The sequence below is a fragment of the Psychrobacter namhaensis genome (assembly GCF_016107545.1).
GTDB lineage: Bacteria > Pseudomonadota > Gammaproteobacteria > Pseudomonadales > Moraxellaceae > Psychrobacter > Psychrobacter namhaensis.
In genome coordinates this window covers 17,475-42,986 of the sequence record NZ_JABASS010000010.1, presented here as the reverse complement: position 1 = coordinate 42,986, position 25,512 = coordinate 17,475, and the positions used below count along the sequence as shown (strand labels likewise).

17 protein-coding genes are annotated in these 25,512 nt (G+C 45.5%); 10 read left to right on the top strand and 7 right to left on the bottom strand.

Annotated features, from left to right (window positions below):
* Positions 1-74 precede the first annotated feature (74 nt).
* The 7 genes from JFC06_RS08600 to JFC06_RS08570 all read right to left on the bottom strand — a co-directional run bounded on the left by JFC06_RS08600 (position 75) and on the right by JFC06_RS08570 (position 10,831).
* Positions 75-1,121 (bottom strand): XdhC family protein, encoded by a 1,047-nt coding sequence (locus JFC06_RS08600; RefSeq protein WP_198334715.1) that lies wholly within the window; start codon positions 1,119-1,121, stop codon positions 75-77.
* On the bottom strand, positions 1,114-3,687 hold the full coding sequence (gene xdhB, locus JFC06_RS08595; protein ID WP_198334714.1) for a xanthine dehydrogenase molybdopterin binding subunit: 2,574 nt from the start codon (positions 3,685-3,687) through the stop codon (positions 1,114-1,116). The genes JFC06_RS08600 and xdhB overlap by 8 nt, the downstream gene beginning before the upstream one ends.
* An 80-nt stretch (positions 3,688-3,767) precedes the next feature.
* Positions 3,768-5,468: a xanthine dehydrogenase small subunit gene (locus JFC06_RS08590; RefSeq protein WP_193006805.1), complete on the bottom strand. Its 1,701-nt coding sequence runs from the start codon at positions 5,466-5,468 to the stop codon at positions 3,768-3,770.
* Positions 5,469-6,168: 700 nt separating this feature from the next.
* Positions 6,169-7,323: an RNA-guided endonuclease InsQ/TnpB family protein gene (locus JFC06_RS08585; RefSeq protein ID WP_198334713.1), complete on the bottom strand. Its 1,155-nt coding sequence runs from the start codon at positions 7,321-7,323 to the stop codon at positions 6,169-6,171.
* Positions 7,324-7,785: 462 nt separating this feature from the next.
* Positions 7,786-8,403, bottom strand: coding sequence for a flavodoxin family protein (locus JFC06_RS08580; protein WP_193004811.1), 618 nt, complete (start codon positions 8,401-8,403; stop codon positions 7,786-7,788).
* Between the two features lie 116 nt (positions 8,404-8,519).
* Positions 8,520-9,494 carry a polyphenol oxidase family protein gene (locus tag JFC06_RS08575; RefSeq protein WP_198334712.1) on the bottom strand — a complete coding sequence of 325 codons (975 nt, stop codon included), beginning with the start codon at positions 9,492-9,494 and terminating at the stop codon, positions 8,520-8,522.
* Positions 9,495-9,592: 98 nt separating this feature from the next.
* Entirely contained in the window at positions 9,593-10,831 is a 1,239-nt protein-coding gene (locus JFC06_RS08570) for an RluA family pseudouridine synthase (protein WP_227670174.1), read from the bottom strand.
* Between the two features lie 719 nt (positions 10,832-11,550).
* On the opposite strand from JFC06_RS08570, the gene JFC06_RS08565 reads away from it, so the two are divergent.
* The 10 genes from JFC06_RS08565 to yfaE all read left to right on the top strand — a co-directional run bounded on the left by JFC06_RS08565 (position 11,551) and on the right by yfaE (position 25,510).
* Entirely contained in the window at positions 11,551-12,735 is a 1,185-nt protein-coding gene (locus JFC06_RS08565) for an outer membrane protein assembly factor BamD (protein WP_198334711.1), read from the top strand.
* A gap of 191 nt (positions 12,736-12,926) precedes the next feature.
* Positions 12,927-15,095, top strand: coding sequence for a DNA primase (locus tag JFC06_RS08560; protein ID WP_198334710.1), 2,169 nt, complete (start codon positions 12,927-12,929; stop codon positions 15,093-15,095).
* Between the two features lie 526 nt (positions 15,096-15,621).
* Entirely contained in the window at positions 15,622-17,544 is a 1,923-nt protein-coding gene (rpoD, locus tag JFC06_RS08555; protein ID WP_198334709.1) for an RNA polymerase sigma factor RpoD, read from the top strand.
* 280 nt (positions 17,545-17,824) lie between these two features.
* A complete protein-coding gene (locus JFC06_RS08550) occupies positions 17,825-18,751 on the top strand; it encodes a bestrophin family protein (RefSeq protein ID WP_193004816.1) in 927 nt (308 codons plus the stop codon).
* A 262-nt stretch (positions 18,752-19,013) separates the two neighbouring features.
* Complete coding sequence (locus tag JFC06_RS08545) at positions 19,014-19,391, top strand: YbeD family protein (protein WP_198334708.1); 378 nt, start codon at positions 19,014-19,016, stop codon at positions 19,389-19,391.
* Positions 19,392-19,904: 513 nt separating this feature from the next.
* Positions 19,905-22,181 carry a class 1a ribonucleoside-diphosphate reductase subunit alpha gene (nrdA, locus tag JFC06_RS08540; RefSeq protein WP_198334707.1) on the top strand — a complete coding sequence of 759 codons (2,277 nt, stop codon included), beginning with the start codon at positions 19,905-19,907 and terminating at the stop codon, positions 22,179-22,181.
* A 122-nt stretch (positions 22,182-22,303) separates the two neighbouring features.
* The gene (locus JFC06_RS08535) at positions 22,304-23,359 is read left to right on the top strand and encodes a DUF2971 domain-containing protein (protein ID WP_198334706.1); all 1,056 of its coding nucleotides are present in this window, start codon (positions 22,304-22,306) and stop codon (positions 23,357-23,359) included.
* 241 nt (positions 23,360-23,600) lie between these two features.
* Complete coding sequence (locus tag JFC06_RS08530) at positions 23,601-23,978, top strand: hypothetical protein (protein ID WP_198334705.1); 378 nt, start codon at positions 23,601-23,603, stop codon at positions 23,976-23,978.
* A gap of 97 nt (positions 23,979-24,075) precedes the next feature.
* Entirely contained in the window at positions 24,076-25,209 is a 1,134-nt protein-coding gene (gene nrdB / locus JFC06_RS08525; protein ID WP_198334704.1) for a class Ia ribonucleoside-diphosphate reductase subunit beta, read from the top strand.
* Between the two features lie 34 nt (positions 25,210-25,243).
* Positions 25,244-25,510: a class I ribonucleotide reductase maintenance protein YfaE gene (yfaE, locus tag JFC06_RS08520; protein WP_198334703.1), complete on the top strand. Its 267-nt coding sequence runs from the start codon at positions 25,244-25,246 to the stop codon at positions 25,508-25,510.
* The last annotated feature ends 2 nt before the right edge of the window (positions 25,511-25,512 follow it).

Here is a 25,512-nt window from a genome sequence, read left to right as displayed (position 1 = left end):
TCACATGGCTGAATGATACTGAGCGCTTCAATTAAAGGTGATAAGATTGTACTTAGTGAGTAGCAAATTCAAGTTCAGAGGCTAGCCTGATGATACTGTTGTAAAAGCTGTGCAACGATTGAAACCGCAACAGCCATAGGCTCTTTACCCCCAACCTGCAACCCAACTGGCATGACTAACTGATCCACTATTTTTTCACTATAACCACGCTGGATCAGACGATCTCTAAAACGCTTGGCTTTGGTTGCCGAGCCAATACAGCCGATGTAAGGCATCGAAATGGATGAGCAGCTACTGTCCGTTAAATCACGGTCTAGTGAGGGGCTGTTAGCGACCACGGTATCTAGTGCTGTCCGCACCAGCTCAAAATCGACACTATGATCATGAGTCATAATCAGAATAAACCGCTGACCGCCTTGCTCGATAAATGGGCGCACAAAATCAGTAGGTTCATCATCGATATGGGGACGAATGTGCGCTGGCAATTGGTAAAGCACTGATTGATTTTCTGCTGCTTGCGCCTGTCCATTTTTATGAATAGCGGCGGTTTGGCTAGCGGTACTGGTGCTGATTTTATTGATCAAATAACGCTCAAACATCTCTGGACGACTGTCCACCCAGTCCACCTGACAAGGCAGCTCAGCGAGGACAGTCATTAGCGCAGCAGCCACATGTCCTGCCCCAAAGACCAGAATCGACATCGGCGGCGTCACATTAAAACACTCAAACATCACCGTGACACTGCCCCCACAGCATTGTGCGAGCTTTGCTCCCAGTGGATAGTGCTTGGTGTAAACAGCATCGCGGCGCACAGCTTTAGCAGGCTCTGTAGGCCCCTTGCAGCTTATCTCAGCACCTTTGAGCTTTATCTCTTTTGATACTGTTTCGGCCATCTCGCCGTTCAAAAGTTGCCGCGCGGTGGTAACTACGTCGTGTTCCAAACCGCCGCCGCCGAGCGTGTCCACAATACTACGCTGCGTGACGATCATTTTTGCCTGCAGCGCTCGGGGGGCCGACCCATTCACTGCTACGATCGTTGCCAAAACGTGGGCAATGCCTTGCTGCTGATATTTCGCCAAACCGTCATACCAGACGACTGGTGTTGCTAACGACTCATTCACTGTGCGCAGGCCCTCTTGCCCCTGCTACATTTGGATGCTCTATCGCCTCAGGCTGATCATCCACTTGCCTGCCCTCGACCTCCGCTGGATCGATGTCTTTGGCATGACGCACGTCTTGCGGCATCGCCTTATCATTATAAAGATCGCTGTTTTCTTCCGCACCCTTGATTAGACTCAAAACCGTATCGGTGTCTACTTCAGCATCCACTTCCCAAGGGGTGCCCTGCATACGCATGACTGACTTCAGTACGGCTTCTGGTGTCGCAGGCATGGTCAGCTCTGGGTTTTTCTGATAATCACCAAGACTGGCAACGGCATTATTGATAGCGCACCAAACGCTTGCGGCCAACATAAATGGCGGCTCACCCACCGCTTTAGAGTTATAAATCGTCTGCTCGCTGTTTTTTCGGTCATACAATTTGACACTCCACTGCTTGGGCAAATCATGGGCAGTTGGAATTTTGTAGTTGGCAGGACTGTTAGATGCAAGCTTCCCTGTACTATCCCAAATCAGCTCTTCAGCGGTCAGCCAGCCCATTCCCTGAACGAAGCCACCTTCAATCTGCCCAATATCAATAGCAGGGTTGATCGACTGCCCAGCGTCATGCAGTACATCACAGCGCAAAACTTGATACTCGCCTGTCAAGGTATCAATCTCAACCTCAGCGCAGGCTGCGCCCAATGCAAAATAAAAGAAAGGACGACCCCATGCTTTAGAGCGATCATAAAATATCTTGGGCGTTTTATAGTAGCCGGTAGACGACAAGCTAATCCGGTTTTGATACGCCAGCTGGATCATTTCAGCAAAAGTGAGTGTCTCTTTGTCACCGATATAGACATGATTTTGCTCAAACCGAATGGCTTCTTGCGCCACTTCAAAGTGCTCAGCCGCAAACTCAACGATACGCGCCTTAATACTCAGACAAGCATTTTGTGCCGCTTTACCATTAATATCTGTACCTGATGAGGCCGCAGTTGGTGAGGTGTTCGGCACTTTGTCCGTACGCGTCGCTGATACTTTAACGGTATCTAAGTCCACATCAAACTCATTGGCAACGATCTGGGCAATTTTGATATATAGCCCTTGTCCCATCTCTGTCCCGCCGTGATTGAGGTGGATACTGCCATCGGTATAAATATGTACCAGCGCGCCTGCCTGATTGAGGGTCTGCACGGTAAATGAGATACCAAACTTCACTGGCGTCAGAGCGATACCAAGGCGTTTGTCGCTACCTTCAGCGGCGGCTTGTTGATTGGCTTTTATGATTTGCTGACGGCGTGTCTCATAATCACTGTCTTTGGCAAGCTTGCTCATAATGGTGGCCAGATCAAAATGCTCAATTGTCTGCCCATAGTGAGTGCTTTGACCATTTTGATATAGGTTTGCCAAGCGCACTTGCAGCGGATCTTGTCCCAACGTATAGGCAATATGATCCATCATATATTCAGCCGTCATCAACCCTTGTGGCCCACCAAATCCTCGATAAGCAGTGTTAGATACCGTATGTGTCTTACAACGATGCCCTGCCACATGAGCCGCAGGATAATAGTAGGCATTATCACAGTGGAACATCGCTCTATCGACGATGGCATCGGACAAATCCGGTGAGTAGCCACACAGTCCAGCCAATTGCATGTCGACGCCTAGTATACGACCAGACTCATCTAAGCCGACTTCATAGCGATTAGCAAACTCATGGCGCTTACCGGTCACGACCATGTCATCTTGCCGATCTAAACGCATGCTGACTGGCACATTGTGACGTTTAGCGACGATACCGCACAGACACGCCCACGCAGCAGCTTGCGTCTCCTTACCACCAAAACCGCCACCCATACGGCGCACGACTGTATTGACCGCGTGGAACGGCAAATCCGTCACTTCAGCGACGAGTTGCTGTACTTCACTCGGATGCTGTGAAGACGTATATACCTCTAGTCCACCATCATCACAAGGCACCACATAAGACACTTGTCCTTCTAGGTAAAAGTGCTCTTGCCCGCGCATATGAATATGACCTTCAATACGAACTGGCGCGTTCTCAAGTGCAGTCGCTGCATCACCGCGCTTCATAAAATGACTCGGGCGCACGTACAGCTCTTGCTCTAATGCCTTATCAATACTCAGCACCGCTGGTAGTGGCTCATACTCTACCACCGCTTTCAGAGCTGCTTTTTTGGCAGCGCGATGACTGGTTGCCACCACCACAAATAGCGTCTGACCCACGTATTCTGTGAGTTCATCCACCATCAGTGGCTCACCATCAAACACCGCACCAATGTCTGTCTGTGCCGGTAAATCTTTGAAGCTTAAGACATCCACGACGCCATCAGCGTCTCTGACAGCGCTTAAATCCATATTCAATACACGGGCATGGGCATGATTACTTTTACCCACTGCCAGATGCAGAGTGCCTTGTGGTTTTGCGATATCATCCACATAGGTCGCTGTCCCCATCACATGGCTGATCGCACTGTCATGCTTGGCTGAGGTGCCAATTTTGTTTTTTGGCGGACGTACACGGCGGATACTGTAACTGTCAAATAAGGATGAATGGTGGCTCATAGCAAATCTCTTCTATTAGTACGCTTTTATGAATGCTGCTGTTTATTTTGGCAAATATCACTACTAGATTGCTCTGGCCATCAAACGCTCTCAGCCTGTAATTCTTTTACCAATTGCTTGCCGCACTTTACCAACAGCCGCTGTACCACATGGGTGCGATACTCCCGGCTGGCTCTGACATCAGTCATTGGTGTCACATCGGCGGATAACACTTGTGCTGCCTTCTCAAAACTCGCAACTTCGGTAGCTTGACCAATAAGCGCTTGCTGACACTTTGTGGCCAACAGAGGTATTGCCGCCATGCCGCCTAAACCCAGCTTTGCGTTTTCAATAGACGTGCCATCTGCTGACACATCGATTCGTGCAGCCAGCAAACACGCCGAGATATCATCTTCATAACGTTTGCTAATTTTATGAATAAATAAGTGCTGGTTGTCCTGCATCAGGGGAAGATGGATAGCGACAACGTAACTGCCTGCTTGCAGCTTGGTCTTTTTATAATCTAAGAAAAACTCTGATAACGGTATGATCTCATCCGTATAAAGCGCGTTACTCTTATTGGCTTCACTACCTGTCTTGGCTTCACCGCCTGAGTTTTCGCGATTAAGCGCGCAATGACGCAAATGAATGGACGCATCCAACGCCAATAAAATCGGTGGCAAATCCCCAATCGGCGAGGCGTTGGCTACATTACCACCAATGGTGCCCATATTACGAATTTGCGGTGAGGCAATACGCTCAAACAGTTGAGCAAAGACCGGAAAATACTGCTCAAGCACAGGTTGCATCTGCTGGTAACTCATACCAGCGCCTATCACCAATGATTGGCGTTTGGCTTGATGATTACTCGATTTATCACTATTTGAGTCAGACAGCGTCCAAGATTTTAGAGCCTTAACCCCTGAGAGCTGAATGATGACATCATGATCGACCAAGTGCTGTGTGACACTCAATCCTAAGTCTGTACCACCTGCCCAAATAGTTGCCTGAGGATTGGCAGCTAACAGCGCATCAAGCTCATCTAAGGTTTTTGGGATATATAACTGCCTTACAGCATCAATCAGGGCAGGTTCAACAGTCATAGATGCGCCATCGTTTAACGCAGCTGCCACTGGCGCCTCTTTAGATACTGCTGACTCTTTTGTACTTGCCATGACATCTGTCGCTAGAGTGCTGGTTAAGTCTTTCACCGCTGACTGCTCGGCCTCTCTTTGCTGACCAATATCGCTCATCAATAGGCCTGCTTCGATAATAGGCCGGTACCCTGTGCAGCGACATAGATTGCCAGATATCGAGGCAACCACCTTCTCATAGCTCAGTTGGTTGGCTGTGGCGCTCTGGCCCCCCACCTCTTGATTTTTCTGCATACGATTGTTTTCGTAGACACAAGCAAGCGACATCACAAACCCAGGCGTACAAAAACCGCACTGCGACCCATGACACTCCACCATGGCTTGCTGCGCTGGATGCAGCCACGCACGTTCTGGATGATGCTCAGGATTGTCCGCCAAATAAGACGCTGTCATAAGATGGTGACCATCCATGAGCGACACCAAAGTGATGCAAGAATTGATGGTATAAAACGGTTCGGCATTACCTTGCGGCTGACCTGCCACAGGTAGGCGCTGCACCATGACCGTACACGCCCCGCAGTCGCCACTACCGCAGCCTTCCTTGGTATCCGTTTGGCCTTCATGCAATCGTAGATACTCAAGCACCGTCGTATTAGGGTTAAGCTGGGTTAGCTCATGGCGTTTCCCATTCAAATAAAAACTAATCATAGCAAGACTCGGCTAAAATAAAATAATAAATATAAGCATAAGGCTTAAGGACGTGAACGGCTGGCATACTAAAATCAAGTGCTTGACTTGTATCACATGGCAATCATTTAGACAGCGCTTCTTAGCGATCGATACGAACCCACATACTGAGCACGCTGATGACTACAATACTCTATTATGTTAGATAAAGAAGGTTATTACACACCATGATCCATCAAACTTAAAAATATAAAGACATCCCTTTTCTCTTGAAAGCGTGGCATTAAAGGTAGCGGCAATTGTGTGTCAGTCTCGATAGAAAACTGACACCAGATGATACTTGACTATTTGGTCAGCTTTCAACATATTATCACTATTCTTATTTAGAATACAACCCATTCGCACGTCCGTAAAAACTCTGGACAGGGGCTTGTATTTTGGATGATACAGAGGGTTAGTAAAACGTAGAGAGGGTTTACGAACAGAAAAACCCCTACTATCATAAATAGATCATTTTCTTTAAAAGTAAAAGTTCCGCATACATCGCTTCTAACCGTTCCAAAAATCTTACTCAAACCTAACTAATATTAACTATTAGCCAGATTTGACGTTTTCTTTCTACTTCACTGTCACGCGCTACTTCTCGTTTGAGACTTAGACTGACCACGACTCCACAGACTTTTTTAATTGGCGATGGAACTCACCGTCCAATAAAACGCGGTTATGCGGCTGTTAAGATGACAGTCGCGTTATTTAAAATATTGATGCTGGCGTTGAGGTCGCGGTCATGTTTTGTCTGACAGCTAGGACAGATCCAGTCGCGCATCTTCAACGTCAGCTCATCTTTACCAAGGATATGATTGCAGTTTGTACAGGTCTTGGAGCTGGGATAGAAGCGCCCAACTGACTTTACCGTCTTGCCTTGCTCATTGGCTTTGTAGATAAGCTGTCGCTTAAATTCAAAGAAACCCAAATCACTGATCGCCCGTGACAATCTGCGGTTCTTGACCATACCTTTGACGTTTAAATCCTCAATTGCCATCACATCGAACGCTTTAACCAAATCAGAGGTTATTTTATGCAAAGAATCTTGCCTAATGCATCTGATCTTGTAGTGCAAACGAGAGAGCTTGGTTTTCGCTTTTTCTCTGTTTTTACTACCTTTCTTCTTGCGACTGAGCGCTTTGTTTAGCGTTCTTAGTTTTTTAAGGTTTGCTTTTAGTGGCTTTGGTGCTTTGATTTTAGTGCCGTCTGATAAAACCAATAAATCAGTAATACCAAGGTCTATACCTGCGATTTTTCCAGTTCTAACCACTTTTTTAATCGTATCGTCAATCTCAACGGCCACACTGACAAACCACTTACCGCCCCGCTTGGAGATGGTGGCTGACATAATCTTACCGTCAAAACGTAGCGGCTCTTTCATACGAACCCAGCCTAGATTGGGTATGCGAATGGACTTACCTTTGATAGCGAATTGGTCATTAGACAGACTAAATTTATCGTCACGCCCTTTCTTACGAGCCGTTGGGTATTTCGTGAGGCCTTTAAAGAAGTTGTTATAAGCATCACCCAGCTGCATGATTGCTGCTTGCGGAGCGCATTTGGTGACTTCCAGCATATAAGGAAATAATTCACGCTTAATAGCATTCAATTCGCGTCTGAGCTTCGCTTGTGAAGGTTTATTTAGCTTTTTGGTATCAATCTCAATACCAGTCGCCAAACACGCCTCACGGTACGCCTTGTCAAGCGCATACTGCCGTTGCCACTCGTACAAAGCCCAGTTGTAGGCTTTTCTCGCCACGCCGCAAGCACGAGCAAAGTGATTTGCTTGTACGTTGTTGGGTTTGAGTTCGATGATATGACCACGGATCATAATGCTTTTTTAACTTCTTTTGGTTGATAGATGAATTGCTTATTTTAATTATAAATAATTAAGATTAGATAGGTTTTAGGTAACTGTTTAATAACCCTCTGCTACTGAGAGGTTTTTATATATAATGGTTCAAAACCCACTTTATTCCTTACCGTGATCGTGTTTGCTCATACGCAATAGCCACTATATTGGGTCAAACTGCCTTCTGAGACACCATTATGAAATCGTTAACCGTTATCTGTTTAGCTACCACAACCATGCTATTTACAGGCTGTCAATCATTTCAATTCGTTGAAAGTCCCATTCCTGTCAAAAATCTCCCTGCTACCACCATCGTGGTTCAAAGTGGCACTCCATAAAATAAGAAAAACAAAAAAGGCAGATATCGGTTTGATATCTGCCCTCTAACTTCTATAAAACATTGTTAATGACTTAATAACAGCAACTGAATCATAGGCTACGTTAGCTTTTTGAAGCGGCTGGCTGATGCTTAATAATGGTTTTGGCCAAATGATCACCAAACCAAATGGCCGTATCGATATCACCAGACCCAGGTGTTTCTTCAGGTGGCCCATCAAGTGACTGGGTCATTAAGCCCAAAAAGCTAGATAGACGGTTCAAATCATGTTCCTCATGACCTGTTGGCATCAGTGGTAAGCCAATCCAGTTCATGCCATGCTGCATAGCATATAGAGCAATCTGCTGTAATACCGCCAGTTTGTCACCGCTTAATCCACCTGAATTGGCAAAAGCGGCGGCCCACTTACCTTCCCATTTACGGTGATACCAGCGCTTTGAAGTCTCATCCATAAAAGTCTTAAATTCAGCCGTCACGCTACCCATATATACAGCACTGCCGAACACCAACAAATCGGCCTGATCGAGATAGTCCCAATCGACATCATGGACATCCACGGCTTTAGCTTGGGTTTCTGGCAGTTGCTGGTGTGCACCTTTGACTATTGCTTCGGCAACGCGCTTAGTATGACCATAGTTACTGTGGAAAATAACAGCAATCGATACATTGGGCACGTGGTCAGTGGTTGTGGACGTGAAAGACGGCTCGGTAGATTTATTCATACAAACTCTAATAATGGCTATAAATGATGGGATAAAAATAATACAAATGAATGGGCGAAGTCAGTTAGACAGGCTCAGCGTTTGCCTAAAACCTCTACACAACACATCGCATACTCTCATACAGAAGCAGCGCGTGCAATAACCAGCGCCATACGCCCCGTAGCAGGCTGCTGTAAGTGTGTCTGACGCCGATAGGAGTAATAACGGTCATCGGCATAACTACAGTGTATAAGTGACTCATGAGCTAACCTCACACCAGCGCTACTTAACTGATCTGCTGCCAACTTTGGTAAATTCAGCTTAATTTTTTTTGCGGCGCTTGTCGCGTGAATTGTCGCTTTATCAACTGTCTCAGGTAAATGCGGCGCCTTGCTACCATTCTTGCTGACATCATCCGAATGGATAGCATATCGCTGATCAAAACTATCAATGCTCGCTTTAGTCAGTGATGTATTTTCTATGCACCCTTTTAGTAGCTGATCGCGCACCTGAACACCAACTTCATAGTTATCCTGACTAATGCAAACGCCAATCCAAGCCTTGATCTCCCCAGACTCCTTAAAGCGTTTTACCGTTGCTGGAATAATTCCAGCAGCCAGCCCCTGCCAGCCTGCATGAATCGCTGCAATCTGTCCACTCGTAGGTTGATACAAGACAATGGGGACACAGTCCGCTGTCATAATCGCCAGTCCAAGACCTGTCTGTTGACTGATCATCGCATCTGCGGCCACTGGCTGCATACTGAGGGCAGTGGCATCGACATCATGGATTTGCTTACCATGAATCTGATTGACCCAGTGTAAGCGTTTGATAGGTATGTCTTGGAAGCGCTGCGATGATAGGGTGAAAAACTGCTCATTAATGGCAGCCAATAGGCGCATGCGATTGTCCAGCACCTTTGTTGCCTCATCACTAACATGCAACCCTAAGTTCAGCTCACCATAATTGGCGCCATTGTGCGGCTCTAACTGCTGATTTTTTAAGTCAAAATCGCTGGCACTCACAGTCTCAGCATTAGTAAAAGCGGCCGTCTGAAAAACAGCCACATCATCAATTTGCGTGAGCAATGTTATTGGAAGTTTATTTATCATGCCAATTTACCACTTAGTGAGTCGTCTTTGTCTCATTGACAGCTGTCTACTGCTTTTCCTATCCGTGACGAGAGCTTTTACCGTACGGTTAAAAATGGCTATTCGTCATCATAGCCATCGCTAAGCACTGCTATTAATTGCAGCATATCTTCAGGGAGGGGCGTTGTCACTTCAATATCCTCACCTGTCGCCGGATGAACAAAGCCTAGGGTATAAGCGTGCAAGGCTTGACGGGGAAAGTTACTAATCGCTTGACGCTGCGCTTCTGTCAGACCTGCACGCAATTGGCGACGGCCACCATAGACACGGTCACCTACTATCGGATAAGTTACATGACTCAAATGCACACGAATCTGATGGGTACGCCCAGTCTCAAGTCCTACGTCTAATAGACAGTAGTTTTCGTTCAGAGGTGTGACGTTTAATAAATGCGTGACGGCCTCACGTCCTGCCGTCATTACGGTCATTTTGGTACGCTGATTGCGATGTCGACCAATCGGTGCATCAATGCGGCGATGACGTAATAAGCTTGCTGCATCCCCTGCCACCACACACTGGTAATGGCGATAGACTGACTTGTCTTTTAGCTGCTCCATCAGTGCCATTTGAGCCGGCTTGGTTTTACCAATCAGTAGTAGCCCTGAGGTGTCTTTGTCAATACGGTGCACCAGCCCTGCACGCGGCAAATGATGCTGCTGTGGATAGTGATACAGTAACGCATTGACCAAGGTGCCCGTCTGATTACCAGCGCCAGGATGTACGACCATACCAACAGGTTTATTAATCACCAATACATCATCATCTTCATAGACGACGTCGATATCTATATCTTCTGGCTGATCTTCGCTATGCTGCTCCAGCGTGGTCGATAGATGCAACACATCGTCTGCCTTGACGCGGACCTTAGGTCTTTGCACACTACCGTTATAGAGTAAACTGCCATCACTGATCCAGCCTTGTAGCTGTACACGCGAAAAGTCTGTAAACACCTGCGACGCTACCTTATCAATACGCAGACCTGACTGATCTTCTGTGACAGTGTGCGTCATATCCACAATCACCGGCACTGCTTGACCGGCTACTGTGGTCTCGTCATCATCGCTATCATCAACGTCTTCATTAATGTCATCGCTACCCTCTTCGAGCACGTCGTCATCATCGAGCACCTCATCTTGCCTTTGCTCATCAAGCGCTGTCTGATTATCGTCAGGTAACTCACTATTCTTTAAAACATCATTTGGCATTGGTGACTCTTGTGCTGATGAATCAATATCTAACGATTGATTCGGTGGTAAATGGGTAGTTATAGCATTATTATTCATAGCAGATATATACATAACAAAGCCCCTGAAATCGTTTGGTCAGGCAACTTTTGAGAAAATGGTTAAAGAAGCTGTAATCGCAACTTTATAAAAAACAGACTGCCCCTCGCGGATTAATGGCACATGATAAATATAATCGTTGCCAAAAACAGTAGAGCCAGTCCTGCAATAGTGTACCATGCTGAGCGCTTAAGCCCTATAGAAGCTGTGTGTTATCTGTCATTTTTTGATGATAACGTCATGTCTCAAACAATCATGGCCAAAATGGCTAACTCTCTAAAATATGACATTGCTGTAATTTACTGTATATTTATCAGTGACAATGACATTCGACATCGCTCATGATAGTCGCCCATGTTAAAATACCAAATGCAGACAAGACACGACTATCACGTAGCTTGCAAGCAGTAGTCTGTCGAGGCAAAAAATAGACGAAACAAACGTTATTCTATAAAGTATCGCCATATTTTGCTGTATGCTATGGCATTGTATTTTTAAAACAACTGTATTTTAACGTTAGCTGTGGTGATGTGGTATTGACCCAAGGCCCGAGTAACACGGACGGGGCCAAAACCTCATTAGATAAAAATCACGTTGATGTCGCGTCCGCTTCATGATGAACGTACTCAATAATAGACAGTTAATTGATACCATAAGCATCGTTTTTTATTATTAACCTTTTATATAGCATAGTAGCGCTGCTGCTATTGTGCATCTTGTGTCGGAGAAGAAGTATGCAAGCTGTTGGCAATACGTTTATCAAACTGTCCTCAATAACCCTACTGGCGTTAAGCGTCAATCTAGTGGGTTGTCAGACTTTTAAAAATTTAACCGGCGGTGCAGACGTCGATGCGGTAGAGACGGCCGAAAAGTCAGAGCAAGGTTATTATAACGATGCGATCGCCCAGATTGATAAAGGTCGCTATACCCAAGCCATCGAAGATCTGACCAATCTACGCACTTTCTATCCTACTGGACAATATGCCGAACAGGCGTTGCTTGATATCATGTATGCCCAATATGAAAGTGGTAAATATGAAATGGCAGCGGCCAGCGCTGAGCAGTTCATCAATCTCTACCCTTCTAATCCACAAGTCAGCTATGCCTACTATGTGCGCGGCGTGGCCAATATGCAAGGCTCATCAGAGGGCCTAAAACTGTTTAAGCTAAACCAAGCTGAGCGTGATACAGCGTACTTACGCATTGCCTTTGCAAACTTCCAAGAGCTTATCAACAAATACCCTAATAGCCCTTACACACCAGATGCCGCTCAGCGCATGACCTTTATTTACAATCAGTTTGCTGAAAGTGAGATGAGCGCTGCCAATTGGTATATTGAGCGCGAAGCTTACGTGGCCGCTGTCAATCGTGCCAAATGGGTGTTTCAGTACTATCCACTCAGTGAATCTATTCCTGAAGCCATCGCTGTTCTCGCTTATAGCCATGACAAATTAGGTCTGACGGACTTGGCAAATGAGTACAAAACACTATTACAAATTAACTATCCAAATTGGCTAACCAGTGACGGCCGTGTGAGATTAGAGACCAAACGTGATCGCACTTGGCTTAACAAATTGACTTTTGGTCAGCTTGGCCGCTCAAGTATGCAAGACACCTCAGTCGCAACGGGCGAGTACAATGGTGCCACCAAGACGCAGATGATTCGTAACGTCAACCAATTAAGACTGCCTAGCGACAACACTACCAATGCGCCTGCGGTCAATACCTCGGCTGTACGTAACGCCGGCATCAATGTGGGCTTAGGTCTGCCGGAAGCGTCTACAGAACGAGTCACCAGCCAATCAAGCACTGGCTCTACTGCTCGAGAAGCGACCGTTGATCCGCAAAACATGAATCCTACGCGCCGTACAACGCTACCTGAAACGAATACGGATACAGATGTGGGTGATGAGGACTAGTTAAATCAGATTAAGTGACTTTTTTTGATTTTATACCGTCGATTGCACATCATAAATAATAAGGTCAACGCTCTGTTGGCCTTATTTTTCTGTTTTTACTCTACAATGAATTCAAAGTAAAAGAATGATGTAAAAAAGCACGGTACTGTCTATGCCCCAACATAATTGACCTATGGTAAACTGTTTTTTGTATGAGCATTCCTAATCATATCCTCGAGCAACTAAATAGCCAAGCTGATTTAATCAGCATTATTGGGCGACATACCACGCTTAAACGGGCGGGGAGTGAATTTAAGGGCTGCTGCCCTTTCCATGGGGAAAAATCGCCGTCTTTTTATGTCAATCCACAAAAAAATATCTACCATTGCTTTGGCTGTAGTGTCGGTGGCAACGCCATCAGCTTTTTGCGTGACTATGAAAACTTAACGTTCATCGAGGCGGTCAATGAGCTGTCAAAGCAGACTGGTATTGAGGTACCACAAGAAGAGCGACAAAATGTCAGTTATCAGCGTAGCGCCCCTAAACCCATTGTCCCACCTGTGCCTAGCCCAGCTATAGCTCAAGACAACGTCAATCAAAGCAGTGTCAATCAAGACAAGGTTAATCAAAGCAATATTGACCAAACTCCTCAAGCGTATGCAGACGCCCCTGCCTACAACGATAATGCAAGCTATGGGGAGTATCCACCGCTAGATAACTACGCCTCTGCGCCTTACCCCCCTGATACTTATGATGCAGACTATCAAAGCGGTAGTGACCACCACAGCGATAATGGGTATCCGCCACCATGGCTAACCGACACCAATGGAATGAGTGACCCACATGGTGTGAGTAGCCAGTCTGAAGAAGACGGCAACCTGTATGAGCTATTGGCGCAAATACAGCAGTTTTATCAGCACAATCTCACAACCCACCCTCATGCCAAGCATTATTTTTTATCGCGCGGTATTACCGAGGAGATTTTTGAGACTTTTGGTTTGGGTTATGCACCGTTTGGTTGGCAGCATCTTGAGCATCAGTTTCCGCAAGATATCGCGGGACTAAAGGCACTCGGTTTAGTGCGCCAATCAGAGTCTGGGCGAGACTATGATTTACTGCGTGATCGCGTCATTTTTCCTATTCGAGATAACCAAGGCCGTACTATTGGTTTCGGTGGTCGTGCGCTCGATGACGAGGTAAAGCCCAAATACATCAACTCCTCAGACTCGCCAGTTTTTCATAAGCAGCATGTGCTGTACGGTTATTATGAGTCGCGCCAGCAGCGTGCCGATAGCTGGCTTGTGGTCGAAGGCTATATGGATGTCATCGCCCTTTATCAAGCCGGCGTTTATGGCGCTGTCGCCTCTATGGGTACAGCGATTAATGAAAGTCAGATATCACGGCTATTAACGCTAAACCCTACTTTGACATTGAGTTTCGATGGCGATAGTGCGGGACAAAAAGCCGCTTGGCGTACGCTTGAGGTGGCCCTGCCTGTGCTGGCGGATGATAAAGAATTGCGGTTTTTAACCTTACCCAATAATCATGACCCTGATACTTTTATCAAAAGTCAGGGCGGCGATGCCATGCGCGAGCAAATCGCTAATGCCATGCCGTTGTCCCAGTACATTTTTGCCTATCTAAGTGAGCGTTATGATTTGACCTTGGCAGAAGGCAAAGCCAAGCTGATGTCGCAAGTGCGCGCCTTAACCACCGCCTTACCCAAAGGCAGTAGTTTTCGTTATTTGCTCAACAATGACATTTATCAAAAGCTTGGCGGCAAGCGCAGTCAAAACGTCGAGGCCAAAGATGCACTGTTAGATTTTGACGGTGACATGACCATCAGTCAGCAACTGCAACTTTGTTTTTTATTCCAGCCGCGCGCCCTCACCGAGGACCCGATTGAGTCTATTTGGCGACAGGCAGGTATCCATGATTTACACCTGCCTGCCCATATTAAACAAAAAGCGGCGCCCGATATCCTGCGTCCGCTTGCTTGGGAAGACCTGCAAGACACCGCCTTACTTGACATCGTCAGCACCATCAAACGTTGCCTTAACTATTTGCCAAAAGACGCCAATGCGGCCGCGCATTTTGTCTTATCGAATGTGAAGCCGCTTACCCAACAGATGCTTAGCCGTAGCTGGGGCGGATTTTATAAAACCTTAACGGCAAGAAATGTTTTAAGCTTGGATGAGCTCATTGAAAACTTAGTGATGCAGCTACTTAAACTACATTTGCAAAAAAAGATGCAAGAGCTGATAAAAAATCCCGATCATATTAAGCTGGCGATTGTCCGTAAGCAGTCACAGTTATTAAATGACTGGTTACGCGCCCAGCAAGCCGAGCAGTCAGCACAAATGGTCACCGTTCAATCTTAGGTCTTACGCTTAATTTTTATTTCTCAAACGGTCGCCCTTTAAAAGTGTCAATGCTGCCCCCACTACTAGTGATTATACCCAGTCGTCATGGCCCCATTTAAAAGCGTGCCAAACAGGCAACTGATCGTAAATAAACCGCAAAAAACGGTCGGTAGCTATCACTACCTCGTGCTTGATTACGGTGGTCTGTGTTAAACTGTGTCGCTGTGTATTGACAGCACTGCTTAACGACTGTAAGCAGGCAGCGTTAAGCGTAAGTTTTGGGTGTTATTTTTAAGTATCAGTTTTTAGATCCTATGATTTTTTAGATATTGTTATTTTGAAGACTTTTTAGCTTTTCTAATTTTTAGCTGTTTTTTAGCATTGTTATTGTAGTGTTTTGAGCCTTTATTCATATCAACTCATTTTTGATATTATTGACAACCTCTACGCCCCATTTTGATCAATCGATTGATAAGATCAACGCAGCCAGCAAGCGATAGCGAGTCACAATATAAAAATGTCCGATGCAAGTAAGCGAGTATTTATGAACGATAAGTCAGTTTCTAAGTCCACATCTCAACTGGCCACCTTAATCCAAATGGGTAAAGAGCAAGGGTATCTTACCTATGCTGAGGTGAATGACCAACTGCCCGACTCTATTACCGAAAGCGATCAGATCGAAGATATTGTGCAAATGCTGACGGATGTTGGTATTAAAATCTTTGAATCTGCTCCCGATGCCGATGACATCTTGATGAACGATGATTCAAGTGATGATGACATGGCAGCGGACGAGGCGGCAGCCGTTTTGGCGTCTGTTGAGACTGAGCCGGGTCGCACCACCGATCCTGTCCGTATGTATATGCGTGAAATGGGTACGGTTGACCTACTTACCCGTGAAGGTGAGATCGCCATTGCCAAGCGTATCGAAGAAGGTATTCGTGACGTGCAGCACGCCATGGCCTACTGGCCAGGTACGGTGCAGTTCGTCCTTGATGAGTATCAAAAAGTACAAGAGGGCGAAAAGAAACTTTCTGACGTCATCACAGGCTTTTTAGACCCTGAAACCGAAGAAGACAAGATTGCCGCGCAAGAAGCCAAAGAAGCGGCGAAAGAAGAGCGCGAGCGGATCAAAGAAGAGAAAGAAAACCCGCCTGTGATCAAAGCAAAAGCCAATGCCAAAGCGGCCGTGTTTGACGATGATGACGAAGATGACGACGACGTTGAAGAAGAAGCCGAAGAAGAAACCAGCGGCCTTGATGCAGAAGAAGTGCGTTTGCGTTTAGAAGAAATCGAGAACTTGTTTATCAAAGCCAAACAAGCCTTGCTGGATTATGGCCGTGGTAGCGTACAAGCTGATGACGCTTACGCCCTACTCGCAGAACGCTTTATGATGCTAAAGCTAAACAACCGCTTGTCTGATCAAGTGATGGCCATCATGCATGACGTCTATGACGATGTGCGTAAGCAAGAGCGTCAAATCATGCGTTTGGTCATTCGCCGTGGTCGCATGCCGCGCGAAGAGTTTCGTAAAACCTTCCCAAGTAACGAAACCAACGTTGATTGGCTCATTGAGCGCATCAAGGGTAAGCCCGCTTTTGCTGGTACACTAGAAAAAGTCACCGATGATGTTATTTTGCTACAACGCAGAATTCGTGATTACGAGCAACAGCTCGACATGAAAATCCACGACATGAAAGATGTGGCACGCCGTATGGCGGTTGGTGAAGCAAAAGCTCGCCGCGCGAAAAAAGAAATGGTTGAAGCCAACCTGCGTTTGGTGATCTCTATCGCCAAGAAATATACCAACCGTGGTCTACAGTTCTTGGATCTCATTCAAGAAGGTAACATTGGCCTGATGAAGGCGGTCGATAAGTTTGAATATCGCCGTGGTTATAAGTTCTCAACCTATGCCACGTGGTGGATTCGTCAGGCAATCACCCGCTCTATCGCTGACCAAGCCCGCACTATCCGTATTCCTGTGCATATGATTGAGACCATTAATAAGATAAACCGTGTCTCACGTCAGTTGCTACAAGAAATGGGACGCGAGCCAACCCCTGAGGAATTAGGCGAACGCTTAGAGATGGACGAAGTCAAAGTCCGTAAAGTGTTAAAAATTGCCAAAGAGCCTATCTCAATGGAGACCCCAATCGGTGATGATGAAGACTCACATCTAGGCGATTTTATCGAAGACTCGACTATCTCAAGTCCTGTCGATGATGCAACGTCTGCTGGTCTACGCGAAGCCACGCGTGATGTACTCGGTAACCTCACTGAACGTGAAGCGCGTGTGCTAAAAATGCGCTTTGGTATCGACATGCCAACTGACCACACCCTAGAAGAAGTCGGTAAGCAGTTTGATGTAACGCGTGAGCGTATTCGTCAGATTGAAGCAAAAGCATTGCGTAAATTACGTCATCCTTCACGCTCTGAGCACCTGCGCTCTTTCTTAGAGAATGACTAAATTTATTGGTAAGTTCTAAACCTATATAGTGGGTTTTAAATACTAAACAGTAAACACCATAAGAAAGCTGAGCCTGTCTCAGCTTTCTTATGTCAACGACGCTTCTACTTTTAGACAATTACTTTTAAAATACAGACGTTTTTCACCCATAGTAATCTATAACAAATAGTAGTCGCTAACAAATTGATGGCAGCTTAAGCTTTATAGGTTTTGACTGTCTCTTGGAAACCTACTGTACACTGAACAGCGCATATATGTACCCCATCGCTAGGAAACTGACATGATTGTCCGGCAACAACCCCATCCTTTCAAAATATTTTTCACGTTCCGTGGTTCAATCATTCCAAAAATCTATCCACAAGTTTTGCTGATTACCCTGCTCAGTACTTTAATTACGATTATTCAGCACTGGATTCCCAACTCTTTCCCCTACTATGGTACGGCGACTTTTACCTTATTAGGGATCGCCCTTTCGTTGTTTCTCGGGTTTCGTAACAACGCGAGCTATCAGCGTTGGTGGGAGGCGCGCAGCTTATGGGGACAGCTGGTTTATGAGTGTCGCAGCCTAACCCGCCAAATGCTCTCTTTTATAGATGACGAGTCCGATAATGGACAGCGTACCCAACAACGTATGGTGTACCTGACCATCGCCTTTACACACGCTGTGCGCCATCGCCTTCGTGATACTGAACCTTGGCAAGACATCGAGCGTTTTGTTGACCCAAAGCATCATGCCAGCATGCGCCAATCGCATAACGTACCCAACTATCTGATGCGTATGATGGGTAAAGAGCTTGGAGAGATTCGACGTCAAGGGCTAGTGTCAGATCACATAATCCAGAATATGGACGAGCGCCTGACCTCTATGACGATTGTTTTGGCAGCCTGCGAACGTATTCATAACACGCCGCTGCCTTTTGCTTATATGCTATTGGTGCATCGCACAACCTACCTGTATTGCATCATGTTGCCTTTTGGCTTGGTGGCATCCCTAGGTTGGGCAACGCCTTTGATTTGTGCAGTGATTGCTTATACTTTTTTTGGTTTAGATGCCCTCAGTGAGGAGCTTGAAGAGCCTTTTGGCTTGGCTGCCAATAAACTGCCCCTGACTGCATTGTCACGTACGATCGAAATCAACTTGTTAGAAGCGCTGGGAGAAACGGACATTCCGCCTGATATCGCGCCTATCAATGGCTATTTGCCATGATCGGTTGACTTGATAGGGTTGATCCTAAATAAAAGAAAAGACATCCTCCCATTCTTGTCAACAATCTATTGCCATAGCCCTCACGGCCCTTGAATAATCGCCCATATGCCACTATAAACAGTGAATAAAGTGACTACCCTTAACAAAGACACTCGTCCAGAATTAAGTCCGTCCATTAAAGACTGAGCACGGCAGCGATTCTTAGTTGGGTTAAGACCACTATTTCCATATTTGATATTTTCATAAAAATGAGGCACGCATCATGAGTGATGATCCAAAAGACAACAGCCAAAATCCAGTAAATAAAAAATCGGTCAACGTGACCGAACTGGCTCCCAATGCAAGCGCGTTACGAGGCAAAAAGACCGACATTCAAAACCCTGAGCTTTGGGATTTTCCAATGAACTATCCGCTAAGCATCATTGGTCACGAAGGCGAGCACGACAACTTGCTCAATGAAGTGAAGCTTATCTTGGGCAGTCAGTTCCCAGATTTTGACTTGGCTTCCATCGAAGTCAAACCGTCTAGAACGGGCCGTTTTCACTCAGCACGTGTCAATTTATACCTCACAACCGCCGATCAGGTGAATACGCTTTATGCATCGCTTGATAATGCCAAAACCGTCCGCATGGTGGTTTAAATAAATAATGGTTTTTTAAAATAACCAGCCCCTTTTTCGTCCAAATCGTCACTCGCTAGTAATAACATATGGGTGGCGATTTTTTGTGGTTTGCTGTACAATCTGCGCCCGCATTGTTACTCAGGTGACCTGTGTTATTAGCCAACAATAACCGAGAGAATAAAAACAAATCGTCACGATATTTTTACAAAAAATTTATTATTTGAGTCAATCGCGCCTAACCCTTGTCCCATCGTCCTTTGCCAAAATATGGGCCGTCTACAACCTCGCAGCAACATAGTTTTGGTCTAAAATCAATATAGCATTTTCAAAATTTTCCCGCTATATTGTGCCTACCTACTAACAAACACGCTATATGTAGTACTCAGTGATTTTAATCATTATTATGAGTAGCGGTCGCTTTTTGCCTAAAGAAAATCATCTACCGCAGCAGAACGTACTAGCGTTATAAAGCATGCCTGCCAAGTATGAACCGTGCAGCATCATTATAAGCAATCCAATTAAGAGGACAACATGACACATATTGATAACATCCAAGTGACCAAACGTGACGGACGTTTAGAGCCTATTGATTTAGACAAAATCCACAAGGTGATTGCGTGGGCAGCGGACGGCTTGGATAATGTGTCGGTGTCGCAAGTTGAACTAAAATCGCACATTCAGTTTTATGAAGGCATTAAGACTCGTGATATCCACGAAACCATCATCAAGTCAGCAGCCGATCTGATCTCTGAGACCACGCCTGACTATCAGTATTTGGCCGCGCGTTTGGCTATCTTCCATCTGCGTAAGATTGCTTACAACAGATTCACACCGCCTCATCTTTACGATCACGTCAAAACCCTAACAGATGCTGGCAAATACGATGAGCATATCCTAGCTGACTATAGCCGTGCTGAGTTTGATGAATTAGAAGAGTACCTCGACCACTGGCGCGATATGAATCTTGCCTATGCAGCGGTTGAACAAATGGCGGGTAAATACCTCGTCCAAGATCGCGTGACCAAGACCGTTTATGAGAGTCCGCAGTTCTTATACATGCTCGTTGGTATGTGTCTGTTTGCAGGTTATGACAAGTCAGACCGCTTGTATTACGTCAAACGCTTCTATGATGCGACCTCAGAGTTCAAAATCTCGCTACCAACACCCATCATGTCAGGGGTGCGTACGCCATCACGCCAGTTTAGCTCGTGTGTATTGATCGAATGCGGTGATAGCCTAGACTCCATCAACGCAACCACTAGCGCCATCGTACGCTACGTATCACAGCGTGCGGGTATCGGCATCAACGCAGGTCGCATTCGCGCACTTGGTAGCCCAATCCGTGGCGGCGAAGCGCAGCATACTGGCTGTATCCCCTTCTATAAACTGTTCCAAACGGCCGTGAAATGCTGCTCACAAGGTGGCGTCCGTGGGGGTGCGGCGACTCTGTTCTACCCACTATGGCATTTAGAAGTGGAGTCATTACTGGTACTCAAAAACAACCGCGGCGTTGAAGACAACCGTGTGCGTCATATGGACTACGGTGTCCAGTTAAACAAAACTATGTATACCCGTTTGATTAAAGGTCAAGACATCTCGCTATTTTCACCAGGCGACACACCTGGCCTCTATGATGCGTTCTTTGAAGATCAAGACAAGTTCGAAGAGCTATACACCAAATACGAAAACGACCCGAACGTGCGTAGCCGTCAAATCCCAGCCGCCGACTTGTTCAGCCTAATGATGCAAGAGCGCGCCAGCACGGGCCGTATCTATATCCAAAACGTCGATCATTGCAACACCCATAGCCCATTTGACGCGACCGTTGCGCCGATTCGTCAGTCAAACCTCTGTATGGAAATCGCGCTACCGACCAAGCCGATGGACAACATCAATGATGAATCTGGTGAAATCGCGCTTTGTACGCTATCAGCGGTCAACTTGGGTAAAGTTGAAAACGTCAGCGACATCGAAGAGCCAGCCGAGCTGATCGTCCGTGCGCTTGACGCCCTGCTCGACTATCAAGACTATCCCGTCAAAGCGGCTCAAAACGGTAGTATGCGCCGCCGTACGCTAGGTGTGGGCGTGATTAACTATGCTTATTACTTAGCTAAGAATGGCGCACGCTATTCAGACGACAGCGCGCTTGGTCTAACCCATCAGACGTTTGAAGCATTGCAGTACTATCTCTTGAAAGCATCAAACAAATTGGCAAAAGAGCAAGGCGCGTGCCCTGCATTCAATGAAACCACGTACTCGCAAGGCATCTTGCCAATTGATACGTACAAAGCCGACTTGGATAAAATCTGCCAAGAGCCGCTACATCTCGATTGGGAAACGCTACGTGGCGAGATCACCGAGCACGGTCTACGCAACTCGACCCTAACCGCTTTGATGCCGTCTGAGACCTCAAGTCAGATCGCCAACGCGACCAACGGTATCGAGCCACCACGTGGTCTGGTCTCTATCAAAGCGTCAAAAGATGGCATCTTAAAGCAAGTCGTGCCTGAGATTGACAAGCTAAAAGATCAGTACGAGCTACTGTGGCAAATGCCAAACAATGACGGTTACCTAAAGCTGGTCGCCATCATGCAAAAATTCGTCGATCAAAGTATCTCTGCCAATACTAACTATGATCCCGTTCGTTATGCAGGTGGCCGTGTACCGATGAAGATATTGCTAAAAGATTTACTAAACGCTTATAAAATGGGTGTGAAGACGTTGTACTACCATAACACTCGTGATGGTGCGAACGATGCCCAAGCGGATATGGAAGATGATTGTGCTGGCGGTGCATGTAAGATCTAGGTTTGCAAGAGAAGCTCTTTAAATAGAATTTCTGATGGATGGCGGGTTTGGCTTTTGGGTTGAGCTCGCTGTTTGTTATTCTTATAGCAATGATTTTGACTATCATTAAATAAGGATTTTTTATGTTAGTGAAATATCTAGGCACTACAATTAATGAAAAAAACGAACATACACCCCGTGCTGAATTTCTAGAAAATGGCTTGTTTAGAATGACACAACCTAAATTTCTAAACGATAAAGGTAGTGAAGCGAAGTTTTTTCCATATTTTGACAAGTTTTCGCCTGCTGATATGGCTTATGCTAGAAAGTGTTTCTTTCAATTTAACACTGACTTAAATCCTGAAGAGCCATCAGATGAAGAGCTGATTAACCATTACTTAAAACCTATTGGTAGAACCTACAATCTTGAGGAGTTTCCTACCCTTTTAGGTTTTACAGAGTATGATTCAGTTGAATCATACAACCAAGCGCAACGAGAAGACTTGGAAAAGGCGGTAGAAGGATTTAACAATTTTATTTTAGAAGCTTTGAGCTGCCATATAGGTGTTTTCTCATTATCAAAAAGTGCTAACAATGAGTTGATGTGGACACATTACACCAATGAAGGTAAGGGATTAGCTGTCACTTTTAAAGAAGAACATCCATTTTTCAAAAATTTTGGACTTCAAGACGTAAGTTATAAGGAAGAGGACAGAGCTTTTATTACTTACTATAGAGGTACTACTAGAATAAATGGAGAATATGCAAAAAGTTTTGAATTAGATGAGAGTATGAATTTATCAGAGATTTACAAACTAGTTTATCAAGATAAGAATAAGTACAAAGAACTTGTAGACAGGTTATTGTATTCGAAATCTAACAAATGGAGCTATGAAGAAGAGAGAAGAATACTTTGCCCTCTAATATCTTGTGAAACAAAATCCAAGACAACTATTGAGCCGAATTTTGATCTAAAATTACCTGATAATTTATTAATAAATCTACCTAGCTACCCAGAAATTTGTCTTAAAGAAATACCGTTTGATGCTTTTAGTTCTGTAATTTTCGGTTACTCAGTTAATGAAGTACAAAAACAAGAAATAATTAGCAAGGCTCAGCAGAATCCTCTTTTAAAGCATTTGAAGTTCAGCCAAGCTAAGTTTGATATTTTTGGCGATATCAATATCGTAGACTTATAATGAATAAGTCTTTACAGAAATATAAGCCATGCCATAACAAGGCTTTTTAGCCGCGACTATAGCGGTATCCTGCTGACGACGATGGCGATGTAGTCTATGTCTGGGAGTGGTCGCTCGAATGTTGGAACACTAACAGACACGATAGACTGCACGCCAGCGGCAAAGCAGATACAAGCGGTAGGCGGGATTGGCTACTGTTATCATTAAAACATATAGATAGAACTAAAACGACGGAGGTCATGTGCAATATACCGCAATCATCAAAGACGGTGGTTTGTTTATCCCAAATGTGTTTTCAGACCTAAACCATGGGGGCTCGCATATCGTACAAGTAGAAGTCGACATCGCAGACGTGCGTGAGCAGTTAGACGCAAATGCTGCCGCAAAATCAGCTAAGAAACCGCTAAAAAGACAGCCAAAAAAAGACACACAGAAACTGTCCGCTAAACAAACGCCCAAGCCATCATCCAAGCAATCCCCAGACGTGGATTTGGATACGCTACGCCAGAGTGCTGTTGACGAGCTAGAGGGATTGGACGATAGTGAGCTGAGCGAAATTTTTAAAGCCTATATGAACGATGGACAAGCACCAACCCAGATATCACTAGAGAACCTCTAATCTAAAAAGCTATCAACCAAAAATTTGTAATATAATCACATCAAACCCAGTCAAATCCATTTAAATCAATAACTGTAACAATGATAAAGGCAGTCCCATGACTTACTCGATTTTTTCTCAAACGCCAAACAATGCGCTAAAAGAGCCGATGTTCTTTGGTCAGCCCGTCAACGTGGCGCGCTATGACCAACAAAAGCACCCAATCTTTGAGCAATTGATTGAAAAGCAGCTGTCGTTTTTTTGGCGTCCAGAAGAAGTCGATGTATCACGTGATCGTATCGACTTTAGCAACCTGTCATCGCATGAGCAGCATATATTTTTGAGCAATCTTAAGTACCAGACGCTACTCGACTCTATTCAAGGTCGTAGTCCCAATGTGGTGCTACTGCCGCTCGTGTCTATTCCTGAGCTTGAGACGTGGATTGAGACGTGGTCGTTTAGCGAGACCATTCACTCGCGCAGTTATACCCATATCATTCGTAATATCGTCAATGACCCCAATATTATCTTTGATGACATCATGCAAAACGAACACATTCTAGAGCGTGCCTCTGATATCGCTCAGTACTATGACGAGCTGTACCGTAACTCGCAGCTATATAGCTTGTACGGTGCGGGCACGCACAACATCAATGGCGAGCAAGTCACCGTCGATCTAAAGTCTCTGAAAAAACAGATGTATCTGTGCATCATGGCGGTCAACGTTTTAGAAGCCATCCGTTTTTATGTGTCGTTTGCTTGCTCGTTTGCCTTTGCCGAGCGTAAGCTGATGGAAGGCAATGCTAAGATCATCAAACTCATCGCGCGTGACGAAGCGCTGCATTTGACAGGCACGCAGCATATGCTGAATCTTATGCGCAACGGCCGTGACGATCCTGAGATGGTTGAGATTGCCAATGAGTGCTACGGAGAAAGTATTGAGATCTTCCGTAAGGCCGCCGAGCAAGAAAAAGAATGGGCAGGTTATCTATTCAAAGACGGCTCGATGATTGGTCTAAACAAAGACATTCTGTGCCAGTACATCGAATACATCACCAACTTGCGTATGGAAGCAGTTGGCTTGCCAGCGGCATTCCCGAACTCAAAATCAAACCCGATTCCGTGGATCAATACCTGGTTGTCGTCTGATAACGTGCAAGTGGCGCCGCAAGAGACAGAGATTAGCTCATACTTGGTGGGTCAGATTGACTCTGATTTATCAGACAGCGACTTTGATGACTTTGAATTATAAGAGCTTTGAATTATAAGAGCATAGGATTAACACTATGACTTGGGTAATGACCAGTAAAAAGCAATTTTACTTGCACGATGATGAAAGTCTGCTCGATGGGCTACTACGCACAGGCCACGAGGTCAATTATCAATGCCGCGAGGGCTACTGCGGTAGTTGCCGTGTCAAGCGTATTGCCAGCTCACACACCATTGATTATCCATTTGCGCCACTTGCCATGATTGAAGAAGATGAGATCCTTCCTTGCTGTTGCCGCGTGCGAGGGGTGATTTACATCAATCATGAGCCAATCATAAAATAAGG